General features: G+C 35.0%; 27 protein-coding genes and 1 pseudogene. 5 read left to right on the forward strand and 23 right to left on the reverse strand.

Annotated elements, in window-relative coordinates:
* Positions 1–94 precede the first annotated feature (94 nt).
* Positions 95–934, forward strand: coding sequence for a glycosyltransferase family 8 protein (locus tag CAR_RS08015; RefSeq protein ID WP_013711210.1), 840 nt, complete (start codon positions 95–97; stop codon positions 932–934).
* Between the two features lie 46 nt (positions 935–980).
* On the opposite strand, the gene CAR_RS08020 is transcribed toward CAR_RS08015, so the two are convergent.
* From CAR_RS08020 to CAR_RS08030, 3 genes are all read right to left on the reverse strand, one after another.
* Entirely contained in the window at positions 981–1,262 is a 282-nt protein-coding gene (locus CAR_RS08020; protein WP_013711211.1) for a DUF503 domain-containing protein, read from the reverse strand.
* A 203-nt stretch (positions 1,263–1,465) separates the two neighbouring features.
* On the reverse strand, positions 1,466–2,185 hold the full coding sequence (locus CAR_RS08025; RefSeq protein WP_013711212.1) for a pseudouridine synthase: 720 nt from the start codon (positions 2,183–2,185) through the stop codon (positions 1,466–1,468).
* Positions 2,186–2,347: 162 nt separating this feature from the next.
* Entirely contained in the window at positions 2,348–3,427 is a 1,080-nt protein-coding gene (locus tag CAR_RS08030; protein WP_013711213.1) for a S66 family peptidase, read from the reverse strand.
* 331 nt (positions 3,428–3,758) lie between these two features.
* Here CAR_RS08030 and CAR_RS08035 point away from each other — a divergent pair, with 331 nt between their 5' ends.
* Positions 3,759–4,949, forward strand: a complete 1,191-nt coding sequence (locus tag CAR_RS08035) for a serine protease (RefSeq protein WP_013711214.1) — start codon at positions 3,759–3,761, stop codon at positions 4,947–4,949.
* Between the two features lie 681 nt (positions 4,950–5,630).
* Here the strand turns inward: CAR_RS08035 and CAR_RS13240 are convergent.
* The 5 genes from CAR_RS13240 to CAR_RS13175 form a co-directional block, all read right to left on the reverse strand.
* Entirely contained in the window at positions 5,631–5,786 is a 156-nt protein-coding gene (locus CAR_RS13240; protein ID WP_013711215.1) for a hypothetical protein, read from the reverse strand.
* 210 nt (positions 5,787–5,996) lie between these two features.
* The gene (locus CAR_RS08040) at positions 5,997–6,608 is read right to left on the reverse strand and encodes a DUF2812 domain-containing protein (protein WP_052303140.1); all 612 of its coding nucleotides are present in this window, start codon (positions 6,606–6,608) and stop codon (positions 5,997–5,999) included.
* 10 nt (positions 6,609–6,618) lie between these two features.
* The gene (locus CAR_RS08045; protein WP_013711217.1) at positions 6,619–6,915 is read right to left on the reverse strand and encodes a PadR family transcriptional regulator; all 297 of its coding nucleotides are present in this window, start codon (positions 6,913–6,915) and stop codon (positions 6,619–6,621) included.
* 135 nt (positions 6,916–7,050) lie between these two features.
* Positions 7,051–7,290 carry a hypothetical protein gene (locus CAR_RS08050; protein ID WP_041556441.1) on the reverse strand — a complete coding sequence of 80 codons (240 nt, stop codon included), beginning with the start codon at positions 7,288–7,290 and terminating at the stop codon, positions 7,051–7,053.
* Positions 7,291–7,702: 412 nt separating this feature from the next.
* A complete protein-coding gene (locus tag CAR_RS13175) occupies positions 7,703–7,876 on the reverse strand; it encodes a hypothetical protein (RefSeq protein WP_013711220.1) in 174 nt (57 codons plus the stop codon).
* A gap of 143 nt (positions 7,877–8,019) precedes the next feature.
* On the opposite strand from CAR_RS13175, the gene CAR_RS08060 reads away from it, so the two are divergent.
* Complete coding sequence (locus CAR_RS08060) at positions 8,020–8,415, forward strand: hypothetical protein (protein ID WP_013711221.1); 396 nt, start codon at positions 8,020–8,022, stop codon at positions 8,413–8,415.
* Positions 8,416–8,503: 88 nt separating this feature from the next.
* On the opposite strand, the gene CAR_RS08065 is transcribed toward CAR_RS08060, so the two are convergent.
* The 5 genes from CAR_RS08065 to CAR_RS08080 all read right to left on the reverse strand — a co-directional run bounded on the left by CAR_RS08065 (position 8,504) and on the right by CAR_RS08080 (position 11,683).
* Positions 8,504–9,760: a PQQ-dependent sugar dehydrogenase gene (locus CAR_RS08065; protein WP_148229404.1), complete on the reverse strand. Its 1,257-nt coding sequence runs from the start codon at positions 9,758–9,760 to the stop codon at positions 8,504–8,506.
* Between the two features lie 178 nt (positions 9,761–9,938).
* Positions 9,939–10,598, reverse strand: coding sequence for a DNA alkylation repair protein (locus tag CAR_RS08070; protein WP_013711223.1), 660 nt, complete (start codon positions 10,596–10,598; stop codon positions 9,939–9,941).
* Positions 10,599–10,698: 100 nt separating this feature from the next.
* Complete coding sequence (locus tag CAR_RS13180) at positions 10,699–10,872, reverse strand: hypothetical protein (RefSeq protein WP_158305249.1); 174 nt, start codon at positions 10,870–10,872, stop codon at positions 10,699–10,701.
* A 119-nt stretch (positions 10,873–10,991) separates the two neighbouring features.
* Positions 10,992–11,219: a hypothetical protein gene (locus tag CAR_RS08075; protein WP_041556443.1), complete on the reverse strand. Its 228-nt coding sequence runs from the start codon at positions 11,217–11,219 to the stop codon at positions 10,992–10,994.
* Complete coding sequence (locus tag CAR_RS08080) at positions 11,216–11,683, reverse strand: hypothetical protein (protein WP_158305250.1); 468 nt, start codon at positions 11,681–11,683, stop codon at positions 11,216–11,218. The genes CAR_RS08075 and CAR_RS08080 overlap by 4 nt, the downstream gene beginning before the upstream one ends.
* Positions 11,684–11,819: 136 nt before the next feature.
* On the opposite strand from CAR_RS08080, the pseudogene CAR_RS13025 reads away from it, so the two are divergent.
* Positions 11,820–12,008 (forward strand): annotated as a pseudogene (locus CAR_RS13025) (transposase); the annotation flags it as partial.
* Positions 12,009–12,119: 111 nt separating this feature from the next.
* Here CAR_RS13025 and rlmD read toward each other — a convergent pair.
* The 5 genes from rlmD to gatC all read right to left on the reverse strand — a co-directional run bounded on the left by rlmD (position 12,120) and on the right by gatC (position 18,142).
* Entirely contained in the window at positions 12,120–13,496 is a 1,377-nt protein-coding gene (gene rlmD, locus CAR_RS08085) for a 23S rRNA (uracil(1939)-C(5))-methyltransferase RlmD (protein WP_013711225.1), read from the reverse strand.
* A 352-nt stretch (positions 13,497–13,848) separates the two neighbouring features.
* On the reverse strand, positions 13,849–14,904 hold the full coding sequence (locus tag CAR_RS08090) for a diacylglycerol kinase (RefSeq protein ID WP_013711226.1): 1,056 nt from the start codon (positions 14,902–14,904) through the stop codon (positions 13,849–13,851).
* 30 nt (positions 14,905–14,934) lie between these two features.
* Entirely contained in the window at positions 14,935–16,365 is a 1,431-nt protein-coding gene (gatB, locus tag CAR_RS08095; protein WP_013711227.1) for an Asp-tRNA(Asn)/Glu-tRNA(Gln) amidotransferase subunit GatB, read from the reverse strand.
* A 15-nt stretch (positions 16,366–16,380) separates the two neighbouring features.
* Positions 16,381–17,835 carry an Asp-tRNA(Asn)/Glu-tRNA(Gln) amidotransferase subunit GatA gene (gatA, locus tag CAR_RS08100; RefSeq protein ID WP_013711228.1) on the reverse strand — a complete coding sequence of 485 codons (1,455 nt, stop codon included), beginning with the start codon at positions 17,833–17,835 and terminating at the stop codon, positions 16,381–16,383.
* 1 nt (position 17,836) lies between these two features.
* A complete protein-coding gene (gatC, locus tag CAR_RS08105; RefSeq protein ID WP_013711229.1) occupies positions 17,837–18,142 on the reverse strand; it encodes an Asp-tRNA(Asn)/Glu-tRNA(Gln) amidotransferase subunit GatC in 306 nt (101 codons plus the stop codon).
* 154 nt (positions 18,143–18,296) lie between these two features.
* Between gatC and CAR_RS08110 the strand changes: the two genes are divergently transcribed.
* Positions 18,297–19,037, forward strand: coding sequence for an alpha/beta fold hydrolase (locus CAR_RS08110; RefSeq protein ID WP_041556445.1), 741 nt, complete (start codon positions 18,297–18,299; stop codon positions 19,035–19,037).
* Positions 19,038–19,116: 79 nt separating this feature from the next.
* On the opposite strand, the gene CAR_RS08115 is transcribed toward CAR_RS08110, so the two are convergent.
* The 5 genes from CAR_RS08115 to fadB all read right to left on the reverse strand — a co-directional run bounded on the left by CAR_RS08115 (position 19,117) and on the right by fadB (position 25,260).
* Complete coding sequence (locus tag CAR_RS08115) at positions 19,117–19,542, reverse strand: PaaI family thioesterase (RefSeq protein ID WP_041556447.1); 426 nt, start codon at positions 19,540–19,542, stop codon at positions 19,117–19,119.
* A 14-nt stretch (positions 19,543–19,556) separates the two neighbouring features.
* Positions 19,557–20,678: an acyl-CoA dehydrogenase family protein gene (locus CAR_RS08120; RefSeq protein ID WP_238526683.1), complete on the reverse strand. Its 1,122-nt coding sequence runs from the start codon at positions 20,676–20,678 to the stop codon at positions 19,557–19,559.
* A gap of 17 nt (positions 20,679–20,695) precedes the next feature.
* Entirely contained in the window at positions 20,696–21,607 is a 912-nt protein-coding gene (locus tag CAR_RS08125) for a LysR family transcriptional regulator (RefSeq protein ID WP_013711233.1), read from the reverse strand.
* Positions 21,608–21,749: 142 nt separating this feature from the next.
* Positions 21,750–22,937, reverse strand: a complete 1,188-nt coding sequence (locus tag CAR_RS08130) for a thiolase family protein (protein ID WP_013711234.1) — start codon at positions 22,935–22,937, stop codon at positions 21,750–21,752.
* A gap of 64 nt (positions 22,938–23,001) precedes the next feature.
* On the reverse strand, positions 23,002–25,260 hold the full coding sequence (gene fadB / locus CAR_RS08135) for a 3-hydroxyacyl-CoA dehydrogenase/crotonase FadB (protein ID WP_013711235.1): 2,259 nt from the start codon (positions 25,258–25,260) through the stop codon (positions 23,002–23,004).
* Positions 25,261–25,279: the final 19 nt, after the last annotated feature.

Raw genomic sequence — 25,279 nt, forward strand, 5'->3', positions numbered from 1 at the left:
TTAGTAGTAAACGATTATGATTAAATCACTTGTTACACATCAACTGGCACATACGTATTTAAACCGTTCAGTGCTCAAAAGGAGAAAAACTACCATGATTGATTCAGATATTACAATCGTTTCAGCTACAGATGACGGATTCGTTCCACATTTAGCTACGTTATTTTTATCTATTTTAAAAACAAAAAAAGACGAAACCCAAGTTAACTTTTACGTTATTGATGATCATATTTCATTAACCTCAAAAGACGCTTTAAACCGAATGGTTAATGAGTACAATGCCTCAATTAGCTATTTGCAAATTGATACATTGTCGTTTGAAGATATGGTAGAGAGTGACCGTATTCCTAAAACAGCTTATTTCAGAATTGCGATACCGAATTATTTGAAACATACAGATATCAAGCGAGCAATTTATCTAGACTGTGACATCATTGCTAAGGAAGATATTGAAAATATCTGGAACGTTGATTTAGGTGATAACCTATTAGCTGCTGTTGAAGATGCTGGTTTCCATGAACGGTTAGATGCTATGGAAATTGATGCAGAATCCAATACGTATTTTAATTCTGGTATGATGATTATCGATATTGAGAAATGGCGTGCTGAAAAAATATCAGAGCAAGTTTTAAAATTTGCTACTGATAATTCAGATGAATTAAAATTTCATGATCAAGATGCATTGAATGCTATCTTACATGATCGTTGGTTAGTCCTTCATCCACGATGGAACGCACAAGCTTATATAATTACGAAAGAACAAAAACATCCAACAAAAATTGGGAATCAAGAATATACTGAGGCACGCAATGAACCGGCTTTGATTCACTATAGCGGACACGTTAAGCCTTGGCAAAGTGAATCAGATCATCCTTTACAGGACGAGTATTTAAATGTACGAGCTGAAACACCATTCCCTATGGAAGAAGCTTGAAAATAAAAATGAGACAGAGGAGATTTTTACTCCTCTGTCTCATTTTTTATAGTTCTTCTCGTTCGATAGAATGGATCTCAACTTCTCCATTGTCTTCAATCTCTTGAATCACTTGATCCAACGTTTGTTGACACACTATTCGATTATTGCTTACCACAGCAATTCCTAACACACCTTGGTTGATTGTATCATAAGCTTCAACTTCAGAAATACTGACATTAAACTTATTTTGTGTCTTTTTGATAATGCTTTTTATCACACTACGCTTGTCTTTTAAAGAATATGAATGGTAGATGAGAAAAGATACTTTCATCCCTAATACAATCATACTGAGTCTCCTTTAAACGCATTTTTTCTGATATTGAGTTTGTACTAGTCAAACCACAGCTGAAATTCGGGCTCATTTGATTAATGAAATAGCTTTACTAGTCAAATGACGGATGAAATTCAGGCTCGTTTGGTTAATAAAATGGGTTTACTAATCAAATGTCATCTGATATGCGAGCTCGTTTGACTACTGCCGACTAGAAATCATTTGAAATAAGGCTTCAATGCAGCTAGCTCTTCTGAATGCAACGCTCGGTAAGAGCCCAATGGCAATGTTTTGTCGAGCTGCAACGGACCCATCGAAAGCCGTTTAAGATAAATGACTTTTTTTCCAACTGACAAAAACATTTTCTTAACTTGATGAAATTTTCCCTCGCTAATCTCCAATAACACTTTGCTCTCAGCATCACTTTCACTAAGAATGGTCAACTTAGCTGGTTTGCATTTAACGCCTCCATTAAAGACAATTCCGGAAGCAAAAGCAAATTGATCTTCGCTGGTGACTCGTTCGTTAACAACAGCTTCGTAACACTTTATCACTTCTTTTTTTGGGATCAGCAATTGATAACCCAACTGCCCATTATTTGTCAGTAAAAGCAATCCCTCAGTATCCTTATCCAGTCGTCCTACCGGAAATAATCCGGGCACACGTTGCGAAGGTTCTATTAAATCGATGACCGTTTGATTCAGCACATCAGATACCGCACTCACAACTCCAGCTGGTTTATGCAGCATGTAGTAGACATGAGGTTGAAAACGAATGAGTTCTCCAGAAACTATAACTTCTTGTAACTGCGGGTCCACATTAAGATTATCCACTAGTGCAATGAGTCCATTCACTTGGACTTGTTTACTTTTAATCAATCGTTTAACCGTGCGGCGTGAACCGAATCCTGTCTCAAACAATAATTTATCTAACCGCATTCGATTGCTCCTTCTACTTTATCTGTTTTCTAGTTATAGAATAAGGCATAGCTCTCTTCTTTGTCAATGTGTGAAGAGTAATATAATCTTCTAAGGAAGGAAGCAACCACAATAACTTAATTGTACAAATTTCTTTCTTTTAAGTCGGTATTTGTCTCGTTATTATGAATTTTGAAAATAAGGTTCATCTAACAAAATAATTTTTTCATCGAGATTAACTGTTGCGTTTATACCATAAGGTAAAGCGCATCTTGGGTATGCATGACCGAAATTAACATTATATAGAATGGGTAATGTCACATCATCAATCACTTTTAGATAAATATCTTTATATTCTTCGTAATACGTCTCATTTTGCGGTTTTCCTATTATTATTCCACTAATAACGGAAAAAATACCTGTTTGCTTTAACGTTTTCAAATATTTTTTTAATGAATCTGGAGTCGGTTTTTCTTCACTTGTTTCTAAAAACAAGATTTTACCTGTCCATTCCTTTAACGAAGGAAATAGTTGATATTTTTCACAGATCTCTGCTTCATCTGAGTATCGCTCTCCAACCAAAACGTCATAGAGACTTTCTATGCAACCTCCAAGCAATGGACCAGAAAAGGTTCCTACTCCTTGTAAAACTTCATAACCATACTTTTCATCATGCTGCATACGATCCTGTCCCAAAGCTTGTTTAGAAAAATCGGTGCGTTCTTCATACCATAAATTACTGGAGCGGATTTCTTGTTGTTCATGACCTTCAAAATAACCTTGCAACGTTTCTTTTGTATACGGCAATAAATGATTCGCTAATTCAGCAACATCTGTAATAAAACTTGGTCCATAAAACGAAACCATTCCTAATTTATAAAACATCAAATGGTTTATTGTAGTATCAGAAAATCCAGTAAATAATTTAGGCGTTTCTTTTACATTCCGTACAAATTCTTCATCATCTAATAAGTAAGGCAGCAATCGATAAGTATCGTCACCTCCAATTGCTGCTATAATGCCTTTAATAGATGAATCTTTAAAAGCGTCTTTTAAATCTTGCGCTCGCGCTTCAGGGTGATTTTTTAAGTACTCTACTCCTTTAAGCGTATTTGTCATCAATACAGGCTCCAGTCCTAATGCCTCTAAGCGTTTTTTTCCTAATTCTAATTGGTGCGCACAAAATTTCTCGCCTAAAATACCGCTCGACAGACTAACTATGGCTACTTTATCTCCATTTTTTAACGAATATGGTTTTATCATAATTTCCCTCCTTTTATTAGTTATAAAATTATTATATGTATTTTTAATAATATACCAAACTTCTTTAAAAATAGCATGAATTTCGGTGATTACTTTTTAAAATTCCTAGTGTTAATTTAATCTCGTAAACTAATTGGTCTATATTTTTTTTGCAAACACCTTTTTTCATTTCAATATTAGTACACATTAAATAACGTTTGCGAATGCCCTCCGTTAAAGTTTTTTATTTTTTAAATGAATTAAGAAGCTTTTGCATATATACTTATATTTTTATGATTCCGTTTTCTATTTTTATTTGGTATACTTAATTTTACTTTAAGGAGGAGAAAAAATGGAAATAGTATTTTTACTTGGTATGTTAGTTTTTATGGGTGGTATAGGATTTCTTTTATTTAATTTGATCAAAAAGCGATCGAAAAAGAAATCGTTATATATTATGTTAGGTAGTTTTATTGTTATGTTGGTTACAGTTGGTTTTGCTCCAGTAACAGCTTCACTTACTATTGAAGCCGCAGAAATTGAAACCAATAAGAATGGTATTGCTTTAATTGAAGGAACGACTAATTCTGATGCTAAATTAACGATTGATGGAAAAAATTTAGAGAATGATGAAGGAGATTTTTCTTACGAAGTTAAACTAGCTAATCAAGATGAAAAGAAAATTACGTTAGTTGCAATTATTGAAGATTCTGAAGCAGAAAAAGTCGTTACTGTTACCCCTTCGGAAGAATACATAACCTTTTTAAATGAACAAAAAATAGAAGAAGAAAAACTGAAAAAAGTTGAAACAGCTTTAGTGTTGGCTGAAAAGGAACCGAATCAAGAGAATTATGATAAAGCAGCTACATTAGTAGTGGCATTAACAAAAGAATATAGCAACATTGATGATCAATTAACTAATGTAGAAGATTACTTAAAAGCTGAAGAAGCGGTTGTGCTTGCTGAGAAAGAATTGACAACTGATAGCTTAGAAGATGCTCAGACGCTTATAAAAAAAGTTACCTTAAACAAAGAAAACTTTTCTGATCGAGTAAAAACAATTCAAACTCAAGTAACCGAAAGAGAAGAACAATTGACATTAGCTAAAGAAGCTATTGATCTAGCTGAAGAAACTCCAACGGATAACAATTACAATCATGCAGTTGAACTAATAGAAGCACTTCCTACTAAAGATGATTCTTTCAGTACTAGACTAGTAACTGTAAAAACAATAATTGAAAAAGATAAAGAAGAAAAAGCTTTAGCCGTCGCTGCTGAGGAAGCAAAACAACAAAAAATAGCCAGTGAAATTGCTGAAAAAGAAAAACAAGCTAATGAACAGGCAGCTCAAGCTGCACAAAGTACACCAGCTCAATCTACGCCTATTATCGAGGCAAGTAGCCAAAGCAATGAACAGACAGTGTTAGTTACTCCTACAGGTTCTAAATACCATAATCGCAAGTGTGGAAATGGTACCTATACTGAAGCCTCTATGAGCACAGCACTTGCTAGTGGTTTGACTCCTTGTTCTAAATGTTACTAAAAAAATGCGCCTACTAGATAATGTAGTAGGCGCATTTTTTTTAGTTGAAATATAAACTTAATCGATGTCGTAAAAACATGAAATCGCCTTGGATACAATAAAAAAGTAACCGCAATACAGAATTAAAAAGTAGCTCCAAGTATAAAAATTGTCACTTACTGATAAAAAATTTAATTGTGGAATATGACTCTGTGTATAAGTTGTTAAAGTTAGAGCCAAAAGAACTTTTAAAATTAATAGTATAGAATCTACAAAGTCTTCAATCATTTTACACCCCTAAATTTAATTGTTAACGTTATCAAATTAATAGAATCATTTAGTTATCTTTAACATTATTCCTGTTATCCTTTCATATTTTAACTGATTTAGTTTTACTTCTACAACAAATATGCCCAATTTCCACACCTATATGATGGTCATCTATTTAATATTTTTCTTTTTAAATAATATTTGGTAATCCAACTTCCTATCCAACAAAAAGGAACTATAAATGATCACGCGTTAGCAAAAAATGGATAATGGTCATCCATCATCAGTAAAAAAAGTAATACACCCATCCACAATAACATAGTTAGCAATTCTTTTTTCCTTACTTCACTCATCATTTAGTACACACCCTATCAAATAATTAATTTTCTTTATGTATACTTCAGATAATTATTATGTAACTCTAGCCAGATCTTACTTCTCAAAATCCGATCTGCGAAGCATGTAGTATCCAATGGCTATTAGACCATACCCTAAGCCAAGTCTTTGATTCAATATTTCAAAAATCGCTATTCCAAAAATTAAAATAGAGAAATAGTGATACCATTGAGATTTCTTTATTTTTTTCACTTAAACTCCTCCATAGATAATTCCCTAAATCTTTTTACTCTCTAAATTATCTATGAAAGGTCTTTCTTTTAAAAGAACCTATTAGTTTACATAGTAGCAACCAACAGTTGCATCCTTATTATAGCAACGTTTCCAGCTCTTTATAATATATAAATAATAAATTTATTTCTCGAAGTTATTTGACTATTATATAAGTATTAATAAATGATATTACAACAATTTCTTAATTTGATTAATTTTCTGTTGAATTTTCATACTAATAAAAAAGTTATATAATACAAAAACTCCTATAACCAAATGTGCACCCCAACGTAAAAAAGCAAAAGGTAATTCAAACAAAAATTTACTCCAAAATACACTACCTGTCATCTCCCACAATCCAGGAGTATAAAAAGCATCGCGCCATTCAAAAATAGTTGTATCTGAACTCCCATTAATAATAAAGAAGAACACCATAAAAAGCACAGCTAGAGATAAATATTGATTGAGAGCTCTGTTGTAAAAATGCAATTCTGATGACGGATCAGAAAAAAGACTTTCATTTTTTGTGGAATTACTTTGCCAGTAATATTTCCCACTTGACCAAGAACCACCAATCAATTTCCAGCCAAAATCTTCATGAAATTTTACATACTCTTCAAATTTACTTTTTCGATGGAATTCTTGAAAATCAATTTGATAATGGTTATTCTCTATTCCCTTCTTATGAAAGGAATAAATTCCAAAAGAATTTACTTTACTGCATTCCCAACCTTTTGAATCCATTTCATTTAGCCATTGTGTTTCTTTGTCTATATCTAAAAACATTCGCATCTTTTTCATAATAATCCTCCTAGTATAAATGAATCATATTTTCTAATCTTTTTTTCTCAATTTCTAATATTTCCAATCCAGCAGGTGTAATAATATAAACCTTCCGTCTAGGATCATCTGATGGATAAGGTTCTATCCAGTTTTGTTTCAATAAATTGTCTAATGCTCCATATAAGGTTCCTGCGGCTATTCTAACTGTTCCAGAACTCATTTCCTCAATCTTTTGCATAATAGCATACCCATGCAATGGCTCTCTTAAAGATAATAAGATTAGATGCATTGTTTCACTTAGTGGCAATAGTTTATGTCTTTTCATATCATTACTCCTTCATATACAGTTCAACTGATTAATCGTAGTATATACCGGCTAACTATACATGTCAACTATATAGTTTGACGATATAGAGTTGGTCAAAAAAAACAACCTTTTCATAAGATTGTTTTCTTAAGTTTATTCTGTTAGATTACCTTTTAGTTCATCTTCTTCATAAAATTGAATTGTCATTCCTTCAAACATTAAACTATCCAAATTACTTTTTTTGATTTCTTTGTCCGCTATTTTAAAGACTGCAATCGTTTCATCCATTATATTTTTTAACAATGAATTTTTTTCATCTTTATTTATGTACACAAGTTCTGTGTACATATCCTCTTTATAACAAATCCCAACTTCTTCTAATTCATCCAACATTTCCACACTCCTCTTTATTTAATGAGCACATGCAACCAGTAGTTGCTAATTGTAAACTGATCCGTTCTATAAAATTTTATCAAATTAAAGGATAATAGGATTAATAAATGATTTAACAAACCACTTAACCATTTTCTAATACAATAATATAAGAAAGGTAAGTAACAATGAACAATTATAAACGAAAAACTATTCTACTTGTTGCTATAAATTTAACAGTTATTATTGTTTTTTTTATTTATCCTAAGGATATTAATGGAAATCCTCTTATTCTTTTACTAGCAATTGGTATTAATATTTATGATTTAACAACCATCAAAGAACCGTTACCAAAACCCTATTTATTTTCTAGATACACTTTTATTTTATTATTAATTTTAGGATTGCTATTGTCATTAATAAATCGTTAAATTTATTTTCTGAAATAGCTTTTTTTAAAATTATACACTCGGAAAATTAGTTGTATGGACAAAATAGTTATCCATAATATTCCACCTATTTTTTGAGAAACTAGTTCATTTAATGTAAGATAAGCTACTAAAAATATTCCTATTAAACCGATTATAATTTGTGCTTTAGTTAACATGATAACCTCCAATAGACTAATTTTTATATTGTAACTATAGTATACTCTAAAGTATAATTAAATTTATAAAATGCTCATAAAATAACAATTTTTTAACGCAATTAATTATTTGTGAAATAGAATCTCAAAACGGAGGTATACATATGAAGAAAAAATCGATACTCAATCCATTACTTGTTTCGTTGTTTCCTGTTGTAACGCTAGGGATAGTTCCATGGATTATCTACTATGCAACAATAATTTCTGCTAGGACATATAATTCAGCTGCCTTTTGGGCAATTAGTATAAGTTGGCTATTCACCGGCATAGCTATGACATTACTCAGTTACCGGTTAATGATTTACTTCGATAAAACTGCTAAGCTTACAAAATGGATTTTAACTGCTTGGACAGCTATTTTGATTTTTTTATTAGTTGGTAATTACTTTGGTTATAGCCTACCCATTTATGCAGCTCTTAGCCTACTGGGTTCTTCTTTTGTGGAATTGACTCTTGGATTTTACATAAGTTTAACTGTATTGCTCTACATCAAACGATAGAATTATCATGCAATTTATTAGCCAAAAAAGTTAGCACCAAAACTTAGAGTCGTTATTCTAAGAGTTGGTGCTAACTTTTTATCTATTCTCAATCCGTTTCCTCTAATTTATATAATTTCCCATTAAAGTCGACAATCATTAGTTCGCCTTTTTCGTCCACTCCAAAGGAAGAGATCATTAAATCGGTATCCGTTAATTCCTTATTTTCAACTTGTTCTCCTTCACCTAGCCATAATCCCCAGATTTTACCAGAAATAAAATCCCCATAAATATAGATGCCATTTAAACTTGGATTCTCCTGACCATAATAAGTGTAACCACCTGTAATAGATTGACCTAATGTGTGATCATATTCCCAGATGGGTTCTTTAAGTTCTTCTTCATTACCGGTATCAGATGCTTCATACTGTAATGTTCCTTCCATAATATTCCATCCGTAGTTCTGGCCTTTTTCGATTATATTAATTTCTTCCATGGCATTTTGGCCAACATCAGCTGCCCACAGTAACTCCCGCTCCTCATCAAAACTAAATTTCCATGGATTTCTGAGACCATAAGCATAAATCTCTTCTGCGTAATTAGCTGTATTTCCAGCATAAGGATTATCTTCAGGAATACTATATTTTTTATCTCCATTCGCTGAATTGACGTCAATTCTTAATAATTTGCCGTAGATTTTGGTTAGATCTTGTGCATTATCTTGTGGGTCGCCGCTTGATCCTCCATCACCAGTTGCAATATATAAATACCCCTCTGGACCAAAAGCTAGATGGCCACCATTATGATTAGGGTATGGTTGAGCGAATTCCATTAAAATTTCTTCACTAGCTAGATCTCCTTCAGTTAAGGTATCCGGATCTGCACTAAATCGGGCAATCATTGTATTTTCTTCTGTTGTATAGTTAACGTAAAAGTAACCATTTTCTGCAAACTCTGGATGAAAAGCTAACCCAAGTAAGCCTTTCTCTTGTCCGCTAGAATCGATTTTAGTTGTTAAATCAACAAACACTTTGGCCTCAGTAGCTTCTCTATCATTTTCAAAAACTTTAATTTTACCGGTTCGCTCGACCACAAAAATACGATTTGTTGCCTCATTGGCGGTCGTATAATGAAGCGGCTGGTCAAAAGTAAGATTAGGATATGCTTCAACTAATTCATAATTAAGTGGCTCAAAAGAGTCAGAATTTTGGGTTTCATTGGTTGAAGAGGATTCAGATTTAGATTCAGGAAAGGACTCTACTACTGAGTTGGATTCTGATGAGGGAATTTGATTCGTATCTTCTGTTTGAGCACAAGCACCAACAAAGATAACTATACTTAACAAACAAACGCTCAGATTTTTCATACTAAGAAACTCCTTTCATTTGACGTAAGGATCCAGATTTTTCTTAAGTTTACCAATATTACACTTCTATCTGCAACTACGCAGTCCCACGTATAAGTGGAAAGGCATTGAACGACTAATAAACTCCTTATTTTGATTCCATAAAGCAAAAAAACAACCCATCTGTTAGAATGAGTTGTCAGATATACTTACTTGCTTCTCTTATGCTCAGGTTACTCATTTCATCATAATACCTGTTAATAAAAACTCTTACCCATTCAGGATTTACTTTGGAATAATCTCGCAAGCTCCAGCCAATTGCCTTGTTGATAAAGAACTCATCGCTTCCAAAATTGTTCGTAATAATCTCTTCTAACAATGCTGTTTTTGTTTTTTCTTTTCTGCCAAGTTGATGGTTGATTGCCAATCTTCTTACCCAAAAGTCTTCATCCTCAGACCATTCCAACATTAAACTGTCGACCCTGCTATCTCTAAGACCTATGTTTCCAATAATCTTATTAAAAAAATCAATCGTATCCCACCATTGTTTTACTTTGATGTAGTTATTTATTCTAGGTATATCTTCAAAGTTTAACTCTTTATCCATAGCAATCAAGTAATCCAACACCAAATATTGAAACTCCCTGTGCTCATCTTCATAGCATTTATCAAGAAAATTCCAGTCAATGGTTTTATTCTTTTTCTCTTCCCTGATAAATTCTTTATAGGCTTCTCTTCTTTTAGGAGATGGGATACCATAAAATTGAAACATGTTTCTCATGTACTTTGCCATCGAATCGGCCTTATCTCTATCTGAAATTTTCTCAAATTCATCTTTTATAAAACTATATTTATTCATATCGCTGTCCTCTCAATCACATAGTATTCATTATAAATAGTATAAATCTTTTAATTTCCATTCACAATAAGATGGCCGTTTGCTTTTTCTTTTCCACCCTTCATCCTCTGTACCGGTAAAGATGTAACTGAAGTCCCACAACTGCTTCAGCTAAGATACTAATACAGGAATAAATTGCCAGCATTTGAAGGGTAGAGCGTTCCGTGACTGTTCTACTAGAAGTAGTCGCACCCATGAGAAAGGTATGGTTAGAGCCAAGTGTTTTGTCTATCATTTTATTTTCTACTTAAATACCGATGTTAGAAATCCAAAATATCATCACATTCTAAAAAAATAACCATAAAAAAGCATCTACCTCTTGATAGATGCTCAACTGTATAAACTTTACTATTATTATGAAATTACATATCCTTCTCTTGAAAGCTTTCCTACAAGAGTAACTTTTGTAAAATTTTTATCCCTCACACCTTCATAAAATCTTCTAGCTATTCTTTGGGATGTAGCTTGCCCCTTGAAAAAGTCTTTAAAATAATATGTTCCTGATGTAAATGTTGAAATTACTTTTATAATCTTGTTGTTATATTCCCTTAATTCATCGCTATTTAAAACAATTTTTTTCATGTGTTTTCCTCCAATATATCCTTTATTTTAACAACCTTTTCTACAGCTTCTTCTGATGTGCTTTCTAGTAACTCCGCAATTCTTCTAATAATTGATACACCATCAAGTTTAACTTTTTCGACTCCTATGGGGATCAACTTCTTTTCCACAGCCATCTTATTCTTAAGTCTCATACTTGCTGCACGTATACACAACCTTGTCATATAACTAATTCTAGGTTTTGATAAATTCAACTGATCATTTATACTATTACGAACCTTGTCAAAATCATTTTTTTCGATATTAAATGTCCTGATATTGGAGTAATCTTTTGGACTAATTCCAACATCTTTATCACTTTTAAATTTAGTTTTAGCTACTACAGACCAATCGGGTATATCAGAAGCAGCATCTTTGAATGCATAATATAGCGCTTCGCTTTGCCCTTTTTCAATCCTTGGATCATGATTGATAATTTCATTCAAGCAAATTACGTCCTCTTTCATTAATCTAATCGATTTATTTAGCATAATATCATCCTTTCTGAGTATTTTTTTGTATTGGAATGTAATTTTTGTATCATCAAGAATAAAATAATTCAATAGTTACTTAAAAAAATACACTCCAGCTAGTCAAAATACCTTTATCTGTGCTTATTCAAATGGTCCACTTGAATGGATTAATAACAAAATTAAAGTCATTAAACGCATTGCTTTTGGTTTTAGAAGCTTCACAAGTTTTCGCAATCGCATCTTGCTATCTTATAATACACAAATAAAAAATGAAGATTTTAAAAAATCAGCTTCTTAAAACCTTCACTTTAACCTTTATTTAATTGAACAATTTGTCCACCAACACTATTTCATATAGAGCAAAAAAAACAACCCATCCGTTAGAATGAGTTGTTCCTAAATTTTATGATTAGTCGCGGACTAGCAAAGTAACACTTTCCACATGAGTTGTTTGAGGGAAAAGATCAACAGGTTGAACTTTTTTAACTGTATAGCCGCCTTCTGTAAGTAAAGCTAAGTCACGTGCTAATGTTGCAGGGTTGCAACTAACATAAACCATTTTTGTTGGTTTCATTGCAATAACTGCCTCAGTAAATTCTTTTTCAAGACCTTTACGTGGAGGGTCAACAACTAGTAAATCAGCTGTGCGTCCTTCTTCACTCCATTGAACCATAACTTCTTCAGCAGCTCCCGCTTCAAATGTTACATTTTCAATATTGTTTAGTTCCGCATTTGCTTTAGCATTTTCTACTGCTGGTTCAATTATTTCAATTCCATAAACATGTTTAGCGTTTTTAGCTAACGTTAACGTAATGGTTCCAATTCCGCTGTAGGCATCAATAACTGTTTCTTCGCCAGTTAATTCAGCAAAGTCTAAAACAGTTTGATACAATTTCTCAGTTTGAAGTGGGTTCACTTGGTAGAATGAACGGTGAGAAATTTCAAATGTGTTACCTAATAAAGTATCTCTAAATTTATCTTCGCCATATAAAACAATTGCATCATCGCCTAAAATCACATTAGTGTGTTTAGGGTTAACATTTTGAACAATGCTGACAACTTCAGGAATTGCTTCAAGAATATCTGGAATGATTTTGCTTGTAGGGAACAATTTAGCAGTTCTTGTTACTAATACGATCATAATTTCGCCAGTATAGTATCCACGACGAACAATAATGTGACGCAAGTTCCCAGTGTTTTCATTTTCGTTGTATGGTTTAACGCCATATTCACGCATGATATCACGGACAGCGATGATTGTTTCATCAATTTTAGGATCTTGAATGTAGAAATTTTCCATTGGGATTACTTCATGACTGTTTTTACGGAAAAAACCAGTTGTCAATTTGTCATTGATTTTACGTACCGGAATTTGTGCTTTGTTACGGTAACCTGATGGGTTAGCCATTCCAATTGTGTCGTATACGGGTACTTCTGGTAATTTTGCGATGCGTTGCATACTGTTCATAACTTGTTGTTTTTTAAAGTTTAATTGTGCTGGATATCTCATGTGTTGCAATGGCGTAATGCCTACACGTGTATAATTTTCATCTTGGATTACTACACGGTCTTCACTCGAATTTAAACGGTTCAATACTTTTGCATAACCAAAAGATTTTCCTGTTTTGTGAATCTTAACTTCTACTTGTTCACCGGGTAAGGCATTTTCAATAAATAGTGAGTAGCCTTGTATTCTTGCTACTCCCATACCCTCATGTGTTAAATCTTCAATTTTAACGGTGTGTTTTTCATTTTTCTTAACTGGTACTATTTTATCTGCTTTCATAAAAAAAGCTCCCTTCGTTGACCCTATTTCATGTCATATGTTTGTCGGTATATGTTTATTCAAGAACGTGTTCTAAAAAGCAAAACCAAATTCGCTTTTCTTCACACTCCATTGTCAGTTAGTACGCCAGATATTTGATACTTTCTATCATCCACTTAACTGGGAGTGTTCCTGACTCGACCGGCTAAACGGGATGGGATTAAAAATACGTTCTTATCTAATGATTCTAATCTACACTATAGTATTGACCTTTTAATTTAACTATAAAGGCTTCTTCCAATTCTTAATAATTAAGTTTGGGTACTGACTCGTAATTATACAAGAAAACTCACCTTATTTCAAAGTTTTCTTATTATTTCTCATAAGCTTCTTTTTTTGAAGAGTGAATTTCACCATCACCATTGATGTCCTGATTGGTTAATTCTTCAACTTCTTTGATAAAGGCGTCTTCTACTCCCTCAGCATCTTCATCTTTTTTATCAACAGCCTTTTGAATATCATCAGTGGATACAATGATTTCAATGTGTTGATGCAAATTAGAAAACGTAACCGGTGCGTCTCCACCATATTCGCCATCCAAGTTGATCATCATTTTAGATGAGTTTCCTGGACGTGCAACAATTTTGCTTGTTTTTTTGTATAAAATTTTTGAATTGGTTAAGTGTTTTCCGCCATTCAAAACTTGTGCCACTAAATACATGATATCTGCTAAGTTGGAGGTTTTTAATATAATTAACGTGAATTTTCCATCATCTAATAAAGCATCGGGAGCAATTTGTTCAAAACCACCAATTGAATTGGTCAGAGCAACTAAAAACATCGTTGCCTCTCCCTCAAATATGCCATCATCATACTCAATGTGCATAGGAATTGGTTTCATTCGAGGCAAAACTTCCGCCCCTTTAACAAAATAAGCTAAGTACCCAAAGATTGACTTTAGTTGTGATGGAACGTCATACGTTAATTCTGTCAGTAATCCACCGCCACCAATATTAATGAAATAAGACAAGTCTTCTCCCATAACCGCTTCGCCAATATCCATGAAAAAAGATTGGTCTTTTTGAATTACTTTTGCTGCTTCTACTAAATTGTTTCTTGGAATGTGTAAAGCTCTAGCGTAATCATTCGTTGTTCCAGCAGGGATGATTGCCAATTTAGGTCTTTTTTCCAAACCGGCAATCCCATTTACGACTTCATTGATCGTTCCATCCCCACCTGCTGCCACAATTAAATCAAAGCCGGATTTTGCTGCTCTTTCAGCTTCGTTTCGAGCAGAGTTAGGTTCTGGAGTTGTCGCATAAGCACTTGTTTCATACCCTGCATCTTCGTAAACTTGAAAGATTTCTACTAGATTTTTTTTTACAATTTCACGACCCGATGTCGGATTATAAATCACTCTTGCACGCATAAATCTTCTCCTTTACTTTCACACCTATTTCTAGCGTTTGCTCAATTCATCCATCAATAATTTATTCACGACTCCTGGATTAGCTTGGCCTTTGGTAGCTTTCATAATTTGTCCCACTAAGAAACCAACTGCACGGTCTTTTCCATTTTTAAAGTCTTCAACAGATTGCGCGTTATTGTCTAATATGTCATTGATAATTGGCAATAGTTTTGCTGGATCGCTTAATTGAACCCAACCATTTGCTTCAACGACTCCTTGAGCGTCTCCACCATTCATGATCAATTCACGGAATACTTTTTTCGCCATTTTTGAACTAATGGTTCCATCAGTAATTAATTTGATCATACCTGATAAGTTTTCAGTTGTTAATTTTGTCTCATGTAACTCTAGTTTTTCACTGTTTAAGTAAGCTGAAACTTCACCCATCAACCAGTTTGAAGCTTGCTTTGCATCTGCTCCATTTGCTAACATGCCTTCAAAGAAATCGGACATTTCTTTTGTTGCTGTTAAGACCATTGCATCGTACTCTGGTAATCCTAATTCATTGATGTAGCGAATACGACGATCTTGTGGCATTTCTGGAATAGTCGCTTTCACACGGTCAATCCACTTTTCATCAATCACGATGTTTGGCAGATCAGGTTCTGGGAAGTAACGGTAGTCACTTGACCCTTCTTTGACACGCATTAAAAGAGTATCTCCAGTTGCTTCATCATAACGTCTCGTTTCTTGTTGAATCACTCCACCAGACAAAAGAACTTTTTCTTGGCGTTTTTCTTCAAAAGCTAACCCGCGACGAACAAAGTTAAAGGAATTCAAGTTTTTCAATTCTGTTTTGGTTCCAAATTCTTCTTGCCCAATTGGACGAATAGAAATATTGGCATCACAACGCATTGATCCTTCTTCCATTTTCACATCACTTACACCAGTATATTGAACGATTTGTTTAATCGCTTCTAAATAAGCATAAGCTTCTTCCGGCGAACGCATATCTGCTTCAGATACGATTTCAATCAGCGGTGTTCCTTGACGGTTTAAGTCAACATAAGAATAGCCATCTGTTCCATGCGTATTTTTACCAGCATCTTCTTCTAAATGTACGCGTTCAATACGGATTTTCTTTTTCTTGCCTTCAACTTCAATTTCGATCCAACCATCATGTCCGATTGGTTGGTCAAATTGTGAGATTTGGTAAGCTTTTGGATTATCTGGATAAAAATAGTTCTTGCGATCAAATTTGGTATCTTGTGAAATTACACAATTTAAAGCTAAAGCAGCTTTCATTCCAAATTCGATAGCACCTTTATTGATAACGGGTAAAACCCCAGGGTAACCCCAGTCGATAACGTTTGTGTTTGTGTTCGGTTCCGCACCAAAGTGAGCTGGGGCAGGTGAGAACATTTTTGAGTCGGTTTTTAATTCTACGTGGACTTCTAGTCCAATTACTGTTTCAAAGTTCATATCTATTCTCTCCTCCTACAAATTTGGTTTTTCTTTATGAAAGTCAGTAGCTTGTTCAAAAGCATAGGCCGCTTTATAAATTGTTTCTTCATCGAAATGCTTTCCAATCAATTGCAGACCAACTGGCAAATCATTTGAAAATCCGCATGGAATAGAGATAGCTGGTACACCTGCTAAGTTAACAGGAACGGTTAAGATATCGCTTAGGTACATTGCAATTGGATCATCGATTTGTTCGCCGATTCCAAATGCAGTCGTTGGTGTTGTAGGCCCTAATATCAAATCAAATTCTTTAAATACATTATCAAAGTCTTGTCTTATCAACGTTCTAGCTTGTCCAGCTTTTTTAAAGTGAGCATCATAAAAACCTGAACTCAATGAGAATGTTCCAAGCATGATACGACGTTTTACTTCCATCCCAAAACCTTCAGTACGTGATTTCACATATACTTCATCAAGTGTTTTCGCTTCAGGTGAACGGTAACCATAACGAACACCATCAAACCGTTGTAAGTTTGAAGAAGCTTCTGAAGAAGCAATGATGTAGTAAGCAGGCACGCCATATTTTGAATGTGGCAAGCTGACTTCTTCAACGATAGCCCCTAATGATTTGAAGGTATCGATAGCTTTAAGAACGGCTTCCTTAACGCCTTCTTCTAACCCTTTTTCATTTAAGTATTCAGTTGGAACACCAATTTTCATTCCTTTAACACCAGACTCGATCCCAGCAGTAAAATCTGGAACTTCACCTTCGTAACTCATTGAATCACTTGCATCATGTCCGCTAATTGCATTTAAAACTAAAGCATTGTCTTTAACTGTACGTGTAAATGGTCCAATTTGATCCAAACTAGATCCAAAAGCAATCAAACCAAAACGAGATACACGACCGTAAGTTGGTTTCATCCCAACGATTCCGTTAAATGCTGCTGGTTGACGAATCGATCCACCAGTATCTGTACCTAATGAGACCGGAATTTGACCCGCTGCTACTGCTGCTGCAGAGCCACCTGAAGAGCCACCAGGAACTTTATCTAGATTCCATGGGTTACGTGTTTTTTTGTAATAAGACGTTTCAGTACTTCCGCCCATAGCGAATTCATCCATGTTTAATTTCCCAACTGAAATCATTTTCGCTTCTTTTACTTTTTTCGTAACCGTTGCATCATAAATCGGAACAAAGTCTTCCAAAATTTTACTAGCTGCTGTTGTACGTGTACCATTTGTTACGATATTGTCTTTGATACCGATTGGAATACCTGAAAGAACATTATTCGGGTCAATGCCTTCTTCGTCTACTTTGCGAGCTTGTTCAAGAGCTTCTTCTTCAGTCAACGTGATAAAAGCACCAATTTTATCTTCTGTTTCGCTAATACGAGCAAAAACAGCTTTTACGATTTCTTGAGCTGTTACTTCTTTTTTTACAAGCAATTCATGCAATTCTTCTACTGTGTAATTTGTTATATCCATACTATGCTCCTGCCTCCCCATTGTCCATTATTGCAGGAACTTTAATTAAGCCGTCTTTTTCTTCTTTAACATTTTTAAACAGCAATTTGCGATCCGTTCCCGGAACGGCTTTGTCTTCACGCATAACATTGTAAGTACGCAAGCCATGAACCATTACGGGCACATTTTCAGTATCTAACTCATCTAATTGTTCTACCATATGCATAATAGCATCCATTTTTTCTGTAAATTGTGCAATACCTTTATCGCTAATTTCTAGTTTTGCTAATTTGGCGACGTGTTTTACGTCCTCTTCAGTAATAGCCATCGGTTTGTTCACTCGCTTTCTTTGAATAGATTATCTTAGTTCAAACTCCTTTACTATAATACCATAAACCACTTATATGCTGTATCTTAAATCTCATTTAAATTCGCTTCACTTCGTAACAATAGTTTGATAGGATAGCTTTGAGGTGGATAAATTGAAAATAACTATACGAAAAAGAACATTAGGAACTATACCGTTGCTAGAAGTCGTACCAAGAAAACAACGAAATGATCTGCTTCCCTTGGTAATCTATTATCACGGTTGGCAATCGTCAAAAGAATTGAATTTGACACAAGCTCGTTATTTAGCGCAGCAAGGATTTCGTGTATTATTGCCGGATGCCGTGAATCACGGAGAACGCAAACAGCCCATTTCAAAAATTCCTTCCTTAACCTTTTGGCAGAGTATTCACTCGAATTTATTCGAATTTGGCTTCATCATTGATTATTTTCGTAAGATTGGGTTTGTTGATGACGTGATTGGAATTGGAGGGACATCCATGGGTGGCATAACAACATGTGCCTTATTGACACATCATCCGGAAATCAAAGCAGCAGCTTGTTTGATGGGTTCGCCAAAATTACAGGTTTATCAAGAACTTATTGTGAAGCATGCCAGCAAATTAAACCGGTACTTGCCACAAGACTATGATGAATTATTAAACTGGATTCCAAATTACGATTTGTCGTTACACCCAGAGACACTACAAGGTCGGCCTTTATTTATTTGGCATGGAAAACAAGACCAAATTGTACCGTATCAACACGCTGCCGATTTTGCAGAAGAACAAAAGGAACTATCAAATATTTACTTTAGAGACGAGGACGAAGTTCATCTGGTGAAAACGAGCACCATGAGAGAAGTCACAACATTTTTCGTGAATAAATTGCTGTAAAAAAAAGTGTGACTAGGAAATATTATCCTAGCTACACTTTTTATTTTATTATATTAATTTATTAACCACACATGTAGCTTTACTTCTTATACATAGCATCCTCTATTTTAACAGAAACCCATGTTCCGGTTGCTTTAGCGATCAGTTTTCCAGTATCTTTTTCTGTAACAGAAACTTCGACAATGATCAATTGTTTCCCACCTTTGACCACTTCTGCTGTAGCGATAATCTCATCTGCAATAGCTGGACGGAGAAAGTGCATTGTCAGCTCTGAAGTCACTACTTGATTATCTTCTGGCACCATAGTAACCGCAGCTGCTCCGCCTGCCGAATCAGCCAATGTCGTAATCACTCCTCCATGAAAATACCCTAAATGTTGCGTCAGCCAATCTTCTTTCTTCAAGGAGAGAAATGCTTTTCCTGTTTCTATATGTTCTAGTTTTCCTCCGAGTGCATTCAAAAAAGATTGATTTTCATTTTTTCTTTTTTCGTAGTATTGATTCATAAAATAGCCTTCTTTCAAGATATTAGTTTTGTCCATTGTTTACTAATTTTTTTCAAATGGAAGTCAGGTGTTTCACCCACGTATTTTACCGCTTCGGAAATGCTTTTGTATCTTCTTAAAACATTATCTGGTGGCAGTGTGGCAAATCCAAAAATACCGAGAACACCATTTATTATTTCGTCTGACACTACCATCGATTTAAGTTTTAATTGAGTTACTTCTATCGTGGACGGTTGTGGCTGCTGGATAGTGAATAAAAAATAGTGTTCAGTGACTTCTAATTCTGTTTTGTATTGGGCAAATTGCTGTTGGATATAGGGGGCATCCATAAAACGCTGACCGAAACGATTCATTTCTAACGCATGCTCAAGTGCTTGATTAAATACAGCTCGTGTAATGCCTAATAATAACGCAGATAATAAAAGATTCCAAAAATCAAGAACTTGATTGAATACTTCATATTGATTTTGTAAACTTCCCAGAAACTGATCTTCCCCTACAGTTAGATTTTTAATCGTAAAATTAGCTGTGCGCAAGGGACTTTCACTTTTTTTGCTTTCATCGTAATAAACCTTAATACCTGGCATATTTTTTTCTAACAAAAACAGGCCATACTGATTCTTTTCTTGAAAGGGAACATCAATTTTCCCAATCATAAGGAAAAGATCAGCCTCTTGAGTACAGACCACGTCTTCTTTTACTCCGTTGATTACCCAACTATTCTCTGTTTTCCGTGCGATCGTTTCCATTCTTTTGAGTTCAAAACCAGATTCTAGTTCTTTGCTCGCAAAAGTCGCAAACAACTCTTCTTCTACTAGTTTATCAAAATACATTTCTTTCTGTTTTTCAGTTGTGGAAAATTTTAAAGTTAGTATTCCAAACAAAATTTTACTTAAAAAATAATACGCTAAAGTAGGAAAGTACTGCGAAAGAGTGTAAATAAACTCACATAACGTTGGAATCGTTTGTTCAGCTATTTCCTTTTCAGCAATTTCTTTATATAATCCTTTTTCTTTGAAATAGTTTTTCCATTTTTCAAAATCCTCAAAGGTATATGGGCGATCAATAGTGTCTTTTCCTATTTGCTGACCGAGGTCTCCTTTAAGAGCTTCCGTGAAAGATTTAATGATATCCATGTCCAACACTCCTGTTCTCATTTTGAAAATTCCTTAGTAAAAGAATCATAAACGAACTTTTCTATAGTGTTGTATTTCTTTTTTACCGGGAAACACACTACAGGAGTATAATCTATGGGATCATTAAAGTGTTTTTCTACAACTCCTATATTATCTAGATAGTTATAATACTTTTTAAAGCTGGCAGTAGGAAGTAATGCAATCAAATTTGTACGGGTTGTCGCTTCGACCATATAATCCCATGAATCAGAGGTAATCAATACTTTCGCATGAGACTTCATTTTTTTCAATTTATCCATCACCATTGTATGGGTCGCATACCCTTTATTGAATGTAGCCACATATTGATTATCTAGCATTCTCCAATTCAACTTTTCTTCTTTGGCTAATGGATGATTCGGGTGCATAAAAGCCGTTATTTCAGACAATGCCAATATATGTTTTTCAAATTTGTCTTTATGCAATTTAGTTGAGTCAACCAAAACAGCAGCGTGAATGCGATTCTCATTTAACATCGTTACGAGTTCATCATTATTTGCTTCGATGATTTCAATCTTGATTCCGGGATTGGTCATCATAAATTCGGGAATAAACTTGGTGAAAAATAGACGCAGGATAATGGTTGAAATCCCTAGTCGAACCGTTCCTTGTTGTATTTGTGCTTCTTGTCTCAACATTTCATGAAGATTTTCATGTTTTCCAACGATTTCCAGCGCTTGGTCATACAGTTTTTCTCCACTCGTAGTTAATCCGGTTAACCGCCCGTTTTTACGATGAAAAAGCTGCAAGTTCTCTTCTTTTTCAAAGTTGATAATGAACTGGCTTAGTGCTGATTGTGTTACATGAATATTTTGTGCTGCTAAGGTCAGATTCAAATTTGCATCTACTATAGCAATAAAATAATTAAGTTGTGCAATATCTAACTTCATGTCATCCTCCTAATAAAAGCGGTTACATTTAAACAAACAAGCTAACTGTACAACTTAATTATACATCAAATAAAAAAATCCCACATTAATAATTCTTAATTAATGTGGGAGTAAAGACACTCGATTCCTATTTAGACCAACTTTATCTTAAATATTCAAAAATCCCCGCTGCTCCCATACCCATTCCAATACACATAGTAACCATACCGTATTTGGTTTCAGGGCGCTTCGCCATTTCTCCTAATAATTTTGCAGTTAAAATAGCTCCTGTCGCACCTAATGGATGTCCCAATGCAATTCCTCCACCATTAACATTTACGATGTCACGATTCATGCCTAGTTCATTCATAGAAGCAATAGCTTGAGCTGCAAATGCTTCATTGAATTCAATCAAGTCGATATCCTCCAGTTTCAATCCTGCTAATTCTAATGCTTTTGGAACTGCATATACTGGACCGATCCCCATATATTTAGGATCAACACCGGCCACATTAAAGGAAATAAAACGAGCGATTGGTTTGATGCCCAATTCTTTTACTTTGTCACCAGACATCATGATCACAAATGCACCTCCATCACTGACTTGAGAAGAAGTTCCCGCTGTTACACTGCCATCCGCTTTAAAAACAGTACGCAATTTCCCTAAGACTTCTTTAGTTGTATTCGGACGAATTCCTTCATCTTGATCAAACAGTTGAGTCGTAACTTCTACTTCGTCACCTGTCGTTTTTACACGATGGATCTCTACTGGAACGATTTCGTCTTTAAATCGTCCTTCTGTTTGAGCAATATGTGCTTTCTGGTGACTTTCTACACCAAATTGATCTTGCTCTTCCCTTGAAACATGGTATTTTTCAGCAACATTTTCTGCCGTCATCCCCATTGGAATACCGATTTTCGGCCCATTTTCTTGTAAGTACGGGCTATTTGTCGGCTCGCTTCCACCCATTTGAGTGGAACTCATAAATTCAATACCGCCAGCTACCAATACATCTGCTTGACCTGCTATAATAGCATTCGCCGCAGTAGCTATGGTTTGAAGCCCTGAAGAACAGAAACGGTTCACTGTTTGTCCGCCTACTGTTGTCGAAAGCCCACTTCTAAGAGCTATAGTACGCGCAATATTATTTCCTTGAAGACCTTCCGGGGTTGAACACCCTACAATAACATCTTCAATCATAGCAGGATCAAAGTCGCCTTCTATTCTGTCTATAACTCCTTTTAAAACTTGTGCAGCAATGTCTTCAGGTCTATCGTAAAAATAAGCCCCATCTTTTTTTCCCTTTGCTACAGCTGACCTTCCATATGCTACGATATAAGCTTCTTGCATTACATCCCAATCCTTTCTGCTCACTGCGGAAAAGTTACAGTTCTTTTTTCTCCGCAGTGTAATATTAATTTCTCAATGGTTTCTTTTTCTCTAACATATACACGATGCGTTCATATGTTTTCTCATTCTTGCTCAATATAACAAAATTATCTTCAGAAAGTTTTTGAAGCCATTTTTGATTGACTTTAGTGCCTAGAGGAACATTTCCACCAGCTAGCACATCAGCTATAGCTGCAGTAACGACTCCATCATATTTAGAGGCAAAATGTCCATCAACTAAAGAATCGATTTGTGCTGCTGCGACAGCTTTAAAGTTGCTTCCAAGTACTTCGTATTCGACTAAGCTATTTGGAATATAATTGTAAGCAGCTTTTAATCTTAAGGTTTGCAACGCTGCTTCAAACACAAGCTCTTCATTTTGGACAATCATATCGGTTTCTTTCAAGAATCCAATTTCTTGGGCTTCATAAGCACTCATGGTTACGTGCCCCATTGAAACTTTTGTCAAGATATCTCCCAACTGACGTAATTTATCCGCTCTGGATACATTTTGACGGTAAACACGGTCAGCAAGTTCAGCTAGACCGCCGCCTCCTGGAATCAAACCAACACCTGCTTCTACTAATCCAATATAAGTTTCAGCAGCAGCCACTACGTATGGTGAAGCCATTAGCAACTCTGCACCACCTCCAAGCGCTCTTCCTTTTGCAGCTGTTACGATTGGTTTAGAAGCGAATTTCATTCGTCTGACAGCTTCATGGAATAATTCTGATCCTTTACGTGTTTCTGTATCGACCAAACCATGATCGATGGCCATCTTCATGTAGTATAGATTTGCACCAACGCTGAAGTTTGGTCCATCTGAGTAAAGCAATAGTCCTTTGTAGTCTCCACCTTCCAGTACATCAATTGCTTTAACGATATCTCCTTCAAATCCAACAGTGATCGTATTGTTTGGTGTTCTCATTGCCAACAACAAGAAATCATCTTTAGTCACGAACAATTCAGAATCTTCTTTTTTCCATACTTGTTTATGTGCAAAGTCTTCTGGCTTAGATGCTGGACTGATGCTCTGACCTTTTTGGTAAAATGGTTCATGGCGATCTTTGATCCATTCAGGCAGTTCACCTAATTCTTTTTTCATTCTTTCTTTAACTTTGTCAATGCCCATCATATCCCACAGTTGGAATGGTCCAACTTTCCAGTTGTAGCCCCATACCATGGCACGGTCTATATTGATGTAATCATTTGTTGCTTTAGGTACATTAATTGCTGAGTAATACATCAAGTTGCGCAGCGTTTCCCATAAGAAAATACCGACTTGGTCTTCAGATTCAAAGATGGTCGTTAAATTTTTCGTCAAATCACGGCCAAACTCATTTAAAATAGTCAATTCAACTGGTTTAGGTTCAATATAAGTTTCACTTGCCACATCAAACACTAAACGTTTTCTGCCATCTTTTTTGTAAAAACCTTGTTTTGTTTTATCTCCTAAGTTGCCCAAAGCAACCATTTTTTCAACCAGCTTCGGCATTTTGAAATGCTCGGATTCTTCCGGATTGGACATCATTGTTTTTGTCACAAAGTAGCCAATATCGATTCCCACCATATCTAACAATCGGAAGGTTCCAGTTTTAGGACGCCCAAGCACTAGTCCAGTAAGAGCATCTACTTCACTGATGGATAAACCTAGTTGTTCTGCTCGGTATGCGATATCAGAAGCTGAATACGTACCAATTCTATTAGCAACGAATCCACTCACATCATTGGCCTCTACCGCACCTTTACCTAACACTGTTGAAACAAAGGCTTTCAAATTCTCAACGACCACTGGATCAGTAGTTGCATGTGGAATAATCTCAACCAACTTCATATAACGCGGTGGGTTGAAAAAGTGAACTCCTACAAATCTTACTTTAGCTTCTTCCGGAAGCGGTTTTGCAATAGCACCGATTGGAATACTAGAAGTATTGGTGGCAAGAATCGCATCTTTTTTTGCAATACTAGCCACTTTTTGCCATAAATCGTGTTTGATATCTAATTTTTCCGTGACGGCTTCAATAAAGATATCAGATTCGTTGCCTTCTTTTAAATCGTCTTCGAAGTTGCCATACGTTAGATTTTTATTCCATTCTGCCTTATAGAGCATACTCTTTTTGGGATTTGTGATTCGGTCGTATGCACCTTTACTTAATTTATTTTTGTCATTTTTATCTAATACGATATCTAAAAGTTTAACTTTCAATCCCGCATTAACAAGTAAAGCAGCAATTTGTGCTCCCATTGTTCCTGCGCCTAATACGGTTGCTTTTTTTATATTCATTTCTATACCTCCAAAACTA

This window comes from Carnobacterium sp. 17-4, assembly GCF_000195575.1.
Classification (GTDB): domain Bacteria; phylum Bacillota; class Bacilli; order Lactobacillales; family Carnobacteriaceae; genus Carnobacterium_B.

What these genes read in the sequence shown, in the direction of transcription:
- CAR_RS08130 (WP_013711234.1), bottom strand. Translation starts at nt 22,937, where the DNA reads ATGCAAGAAGCTTATATCGTAGCATATGGAAGGTCAGCTGTAGCAAAG.
- CAR_RS13180 (WP_158305249.1), bottom strand. Translation starts at nt 10,872, where the DNA reads ATGATAGACAAAACACTTGGCTCTAACCATACCTTTCTCATGGGTGCG.
- rlmD (WP_013711225.1), bottom strand. Translation starts at nt 13,496, where the DNA reads ATGAAAGCAGATAAAATAGTACCAGTTAAGAAAAATGAAAAACACACC.
- gatB (WP_013711227.1), bottom strand. Translation starts at nt 16,365, where the DNA reads ATGAACTTTGAAACAGTAATTGGACTAGAAGTCCACGTAGAATTAAAA.
- fadB (WP_013711235.1), bottom strand. Translation starts at nt 25,260, where the DNA reads ATGAATATAAAAAAAGCAACCGTATTAGGCGCAGGAACAATGGGAGCA.
- CAR_RS08045 (WP_013711217.1), bottom strand. Translation starts at nt 6,915, where the DNA reads ATGAAAAGACATAAACTATTGCCACTAAGTGAAACAATGCATCTAATC.
- CAR_RS13175 (WP_013711220.1), bottom strand. Translation starts at nt 7,876, where the DNA reads ATGTTAACTAAAGCACAAATTATAATCGGTTTAATAGGAATATTTTTA.
- CAR_RS08060 (WP_013711221.1), top strand. Translation starts at nt 8,020, where the DNA reads ATGAAGAAAAAATCGATACTCAATCCATTACTTGTTTCGTTGTTTCCT.
- gatA (WP_013711228.1), bottom strand. Translation starts at nt 17,835, where the DNA reads ATGGATATAACAAATTACACAGTAGAAGAATTGCATGAATTGCTTGTA.
- CAR_RS08040 (WP_052303140.1), bottom strand. Translation starts at nt 6,608, where the DNA reads ATGAAAAAGATGCGAATGTTTTTAGATATAGACAAAGAAACACAATGG.
- CAR_RS08015 (WP_013711210.1), top strand. Translation starts at nt 95, where the DNA reads ATGATTGATTCAGATATTACAATCGTTTCAGCTACAGATGACGGATTC.
- CAR_RS08050 (WP_041556441.1), bottom strand. Translation starts at nt 7,290, where the DNA reads ATGTTGGATGAATTAGAAGAAGTTGGGATTTGTTATAAAGAGGATATG.
- CAR_RS08115 (WP_041556447.1), bottom strand. Translation starts at nt 19,542, where the DNA reads ATGAATCAATACTACGAAAAAAGAAAAAATGAAAATCAATCTTTTTTG.
- CAR_RS08070 (WP_013711223.1), bottom strand. Translation starts at nt 10,598, where the DNA reads ATGAATAAATATAGTTTTATAAAAGATGAATTTGAGAAAATTTCAGAT.
- CAR_RS08090 (WP_013711226.1), bottom strand. Translation starts at nt 14,904, where the DNA reads ATGCGTGCAAGAGTGATTTATAATCCGACATCGGGTCGTGAAATTGTA.
- CAR_RS08035 (WP_013711214.1), top strand. Translation starts at nt 3,759, where the DNA reads ATGGAAATAGTATTTTTACTTGGTATGTTAGTTTTTATGGGTGGTATA.
- CAR_RS08030 (WP_013711213.1), bottom strand. Translation starts at nt 3,427, where the DNA reads ATGATAAAACCATATTCGTTAAAAAATGGAGATAAAGTAGCCATAGTT.
- CAR_RS08075 (WP_041556443.1), bottom strand. Translation starts at nt 11,219, where the DNA reads ATGAAAAAAATTGTTTTAAATAGCGATGAATTAAGGGAATATAACAAC.
- CAR_RS08065 (WP_148229404.1), bottom strand. Translation starts at nt 9,760, where the DNA reads ATGAAAAATCTGAGCGTTTGTTTGTTAAGTATAGTTATCTTTGTTGGT.
- CAR_RS08025 (WP_013711212.1), bottom strand. Translation starts at nt 2,185, where the DNA reads ATGCGGTTAGATAAATTATTGTTTGAGACAGGATTCGGTTCACGCCGC.
- gatC (WP_013711229.1), bottom strand. Translation starts at nt 18,142, where the DNA reads ATGGCTATTACTGAAGAGGACGTAAAACACGTCGCCAAATTAGCAAAA.
- CAR_RS08125 (WP_013711233.1), bottom strand. Translation starts at nt 21,607, where the DNA reads ATGAAGTTAGATATTGCACAACTTAATTATTTTATTGCTATAGTAGAT.
- CAR_RS08020 (WP_013711211.1), bottom strand. Translation starts at nt 1,262, where the DNA reads ATGATTGTATTAGGGATGAAAGTATCTTTTCTCATCTACCATTCATAT.
- CAR_RS08120 (WP_238526683.1), bottom strand. Translation starts at nt 20,678, where the DNA reads ATGGATATCATTAAATCTTTCACGGAAGCTCTTAAAGGAGACCTCGGT.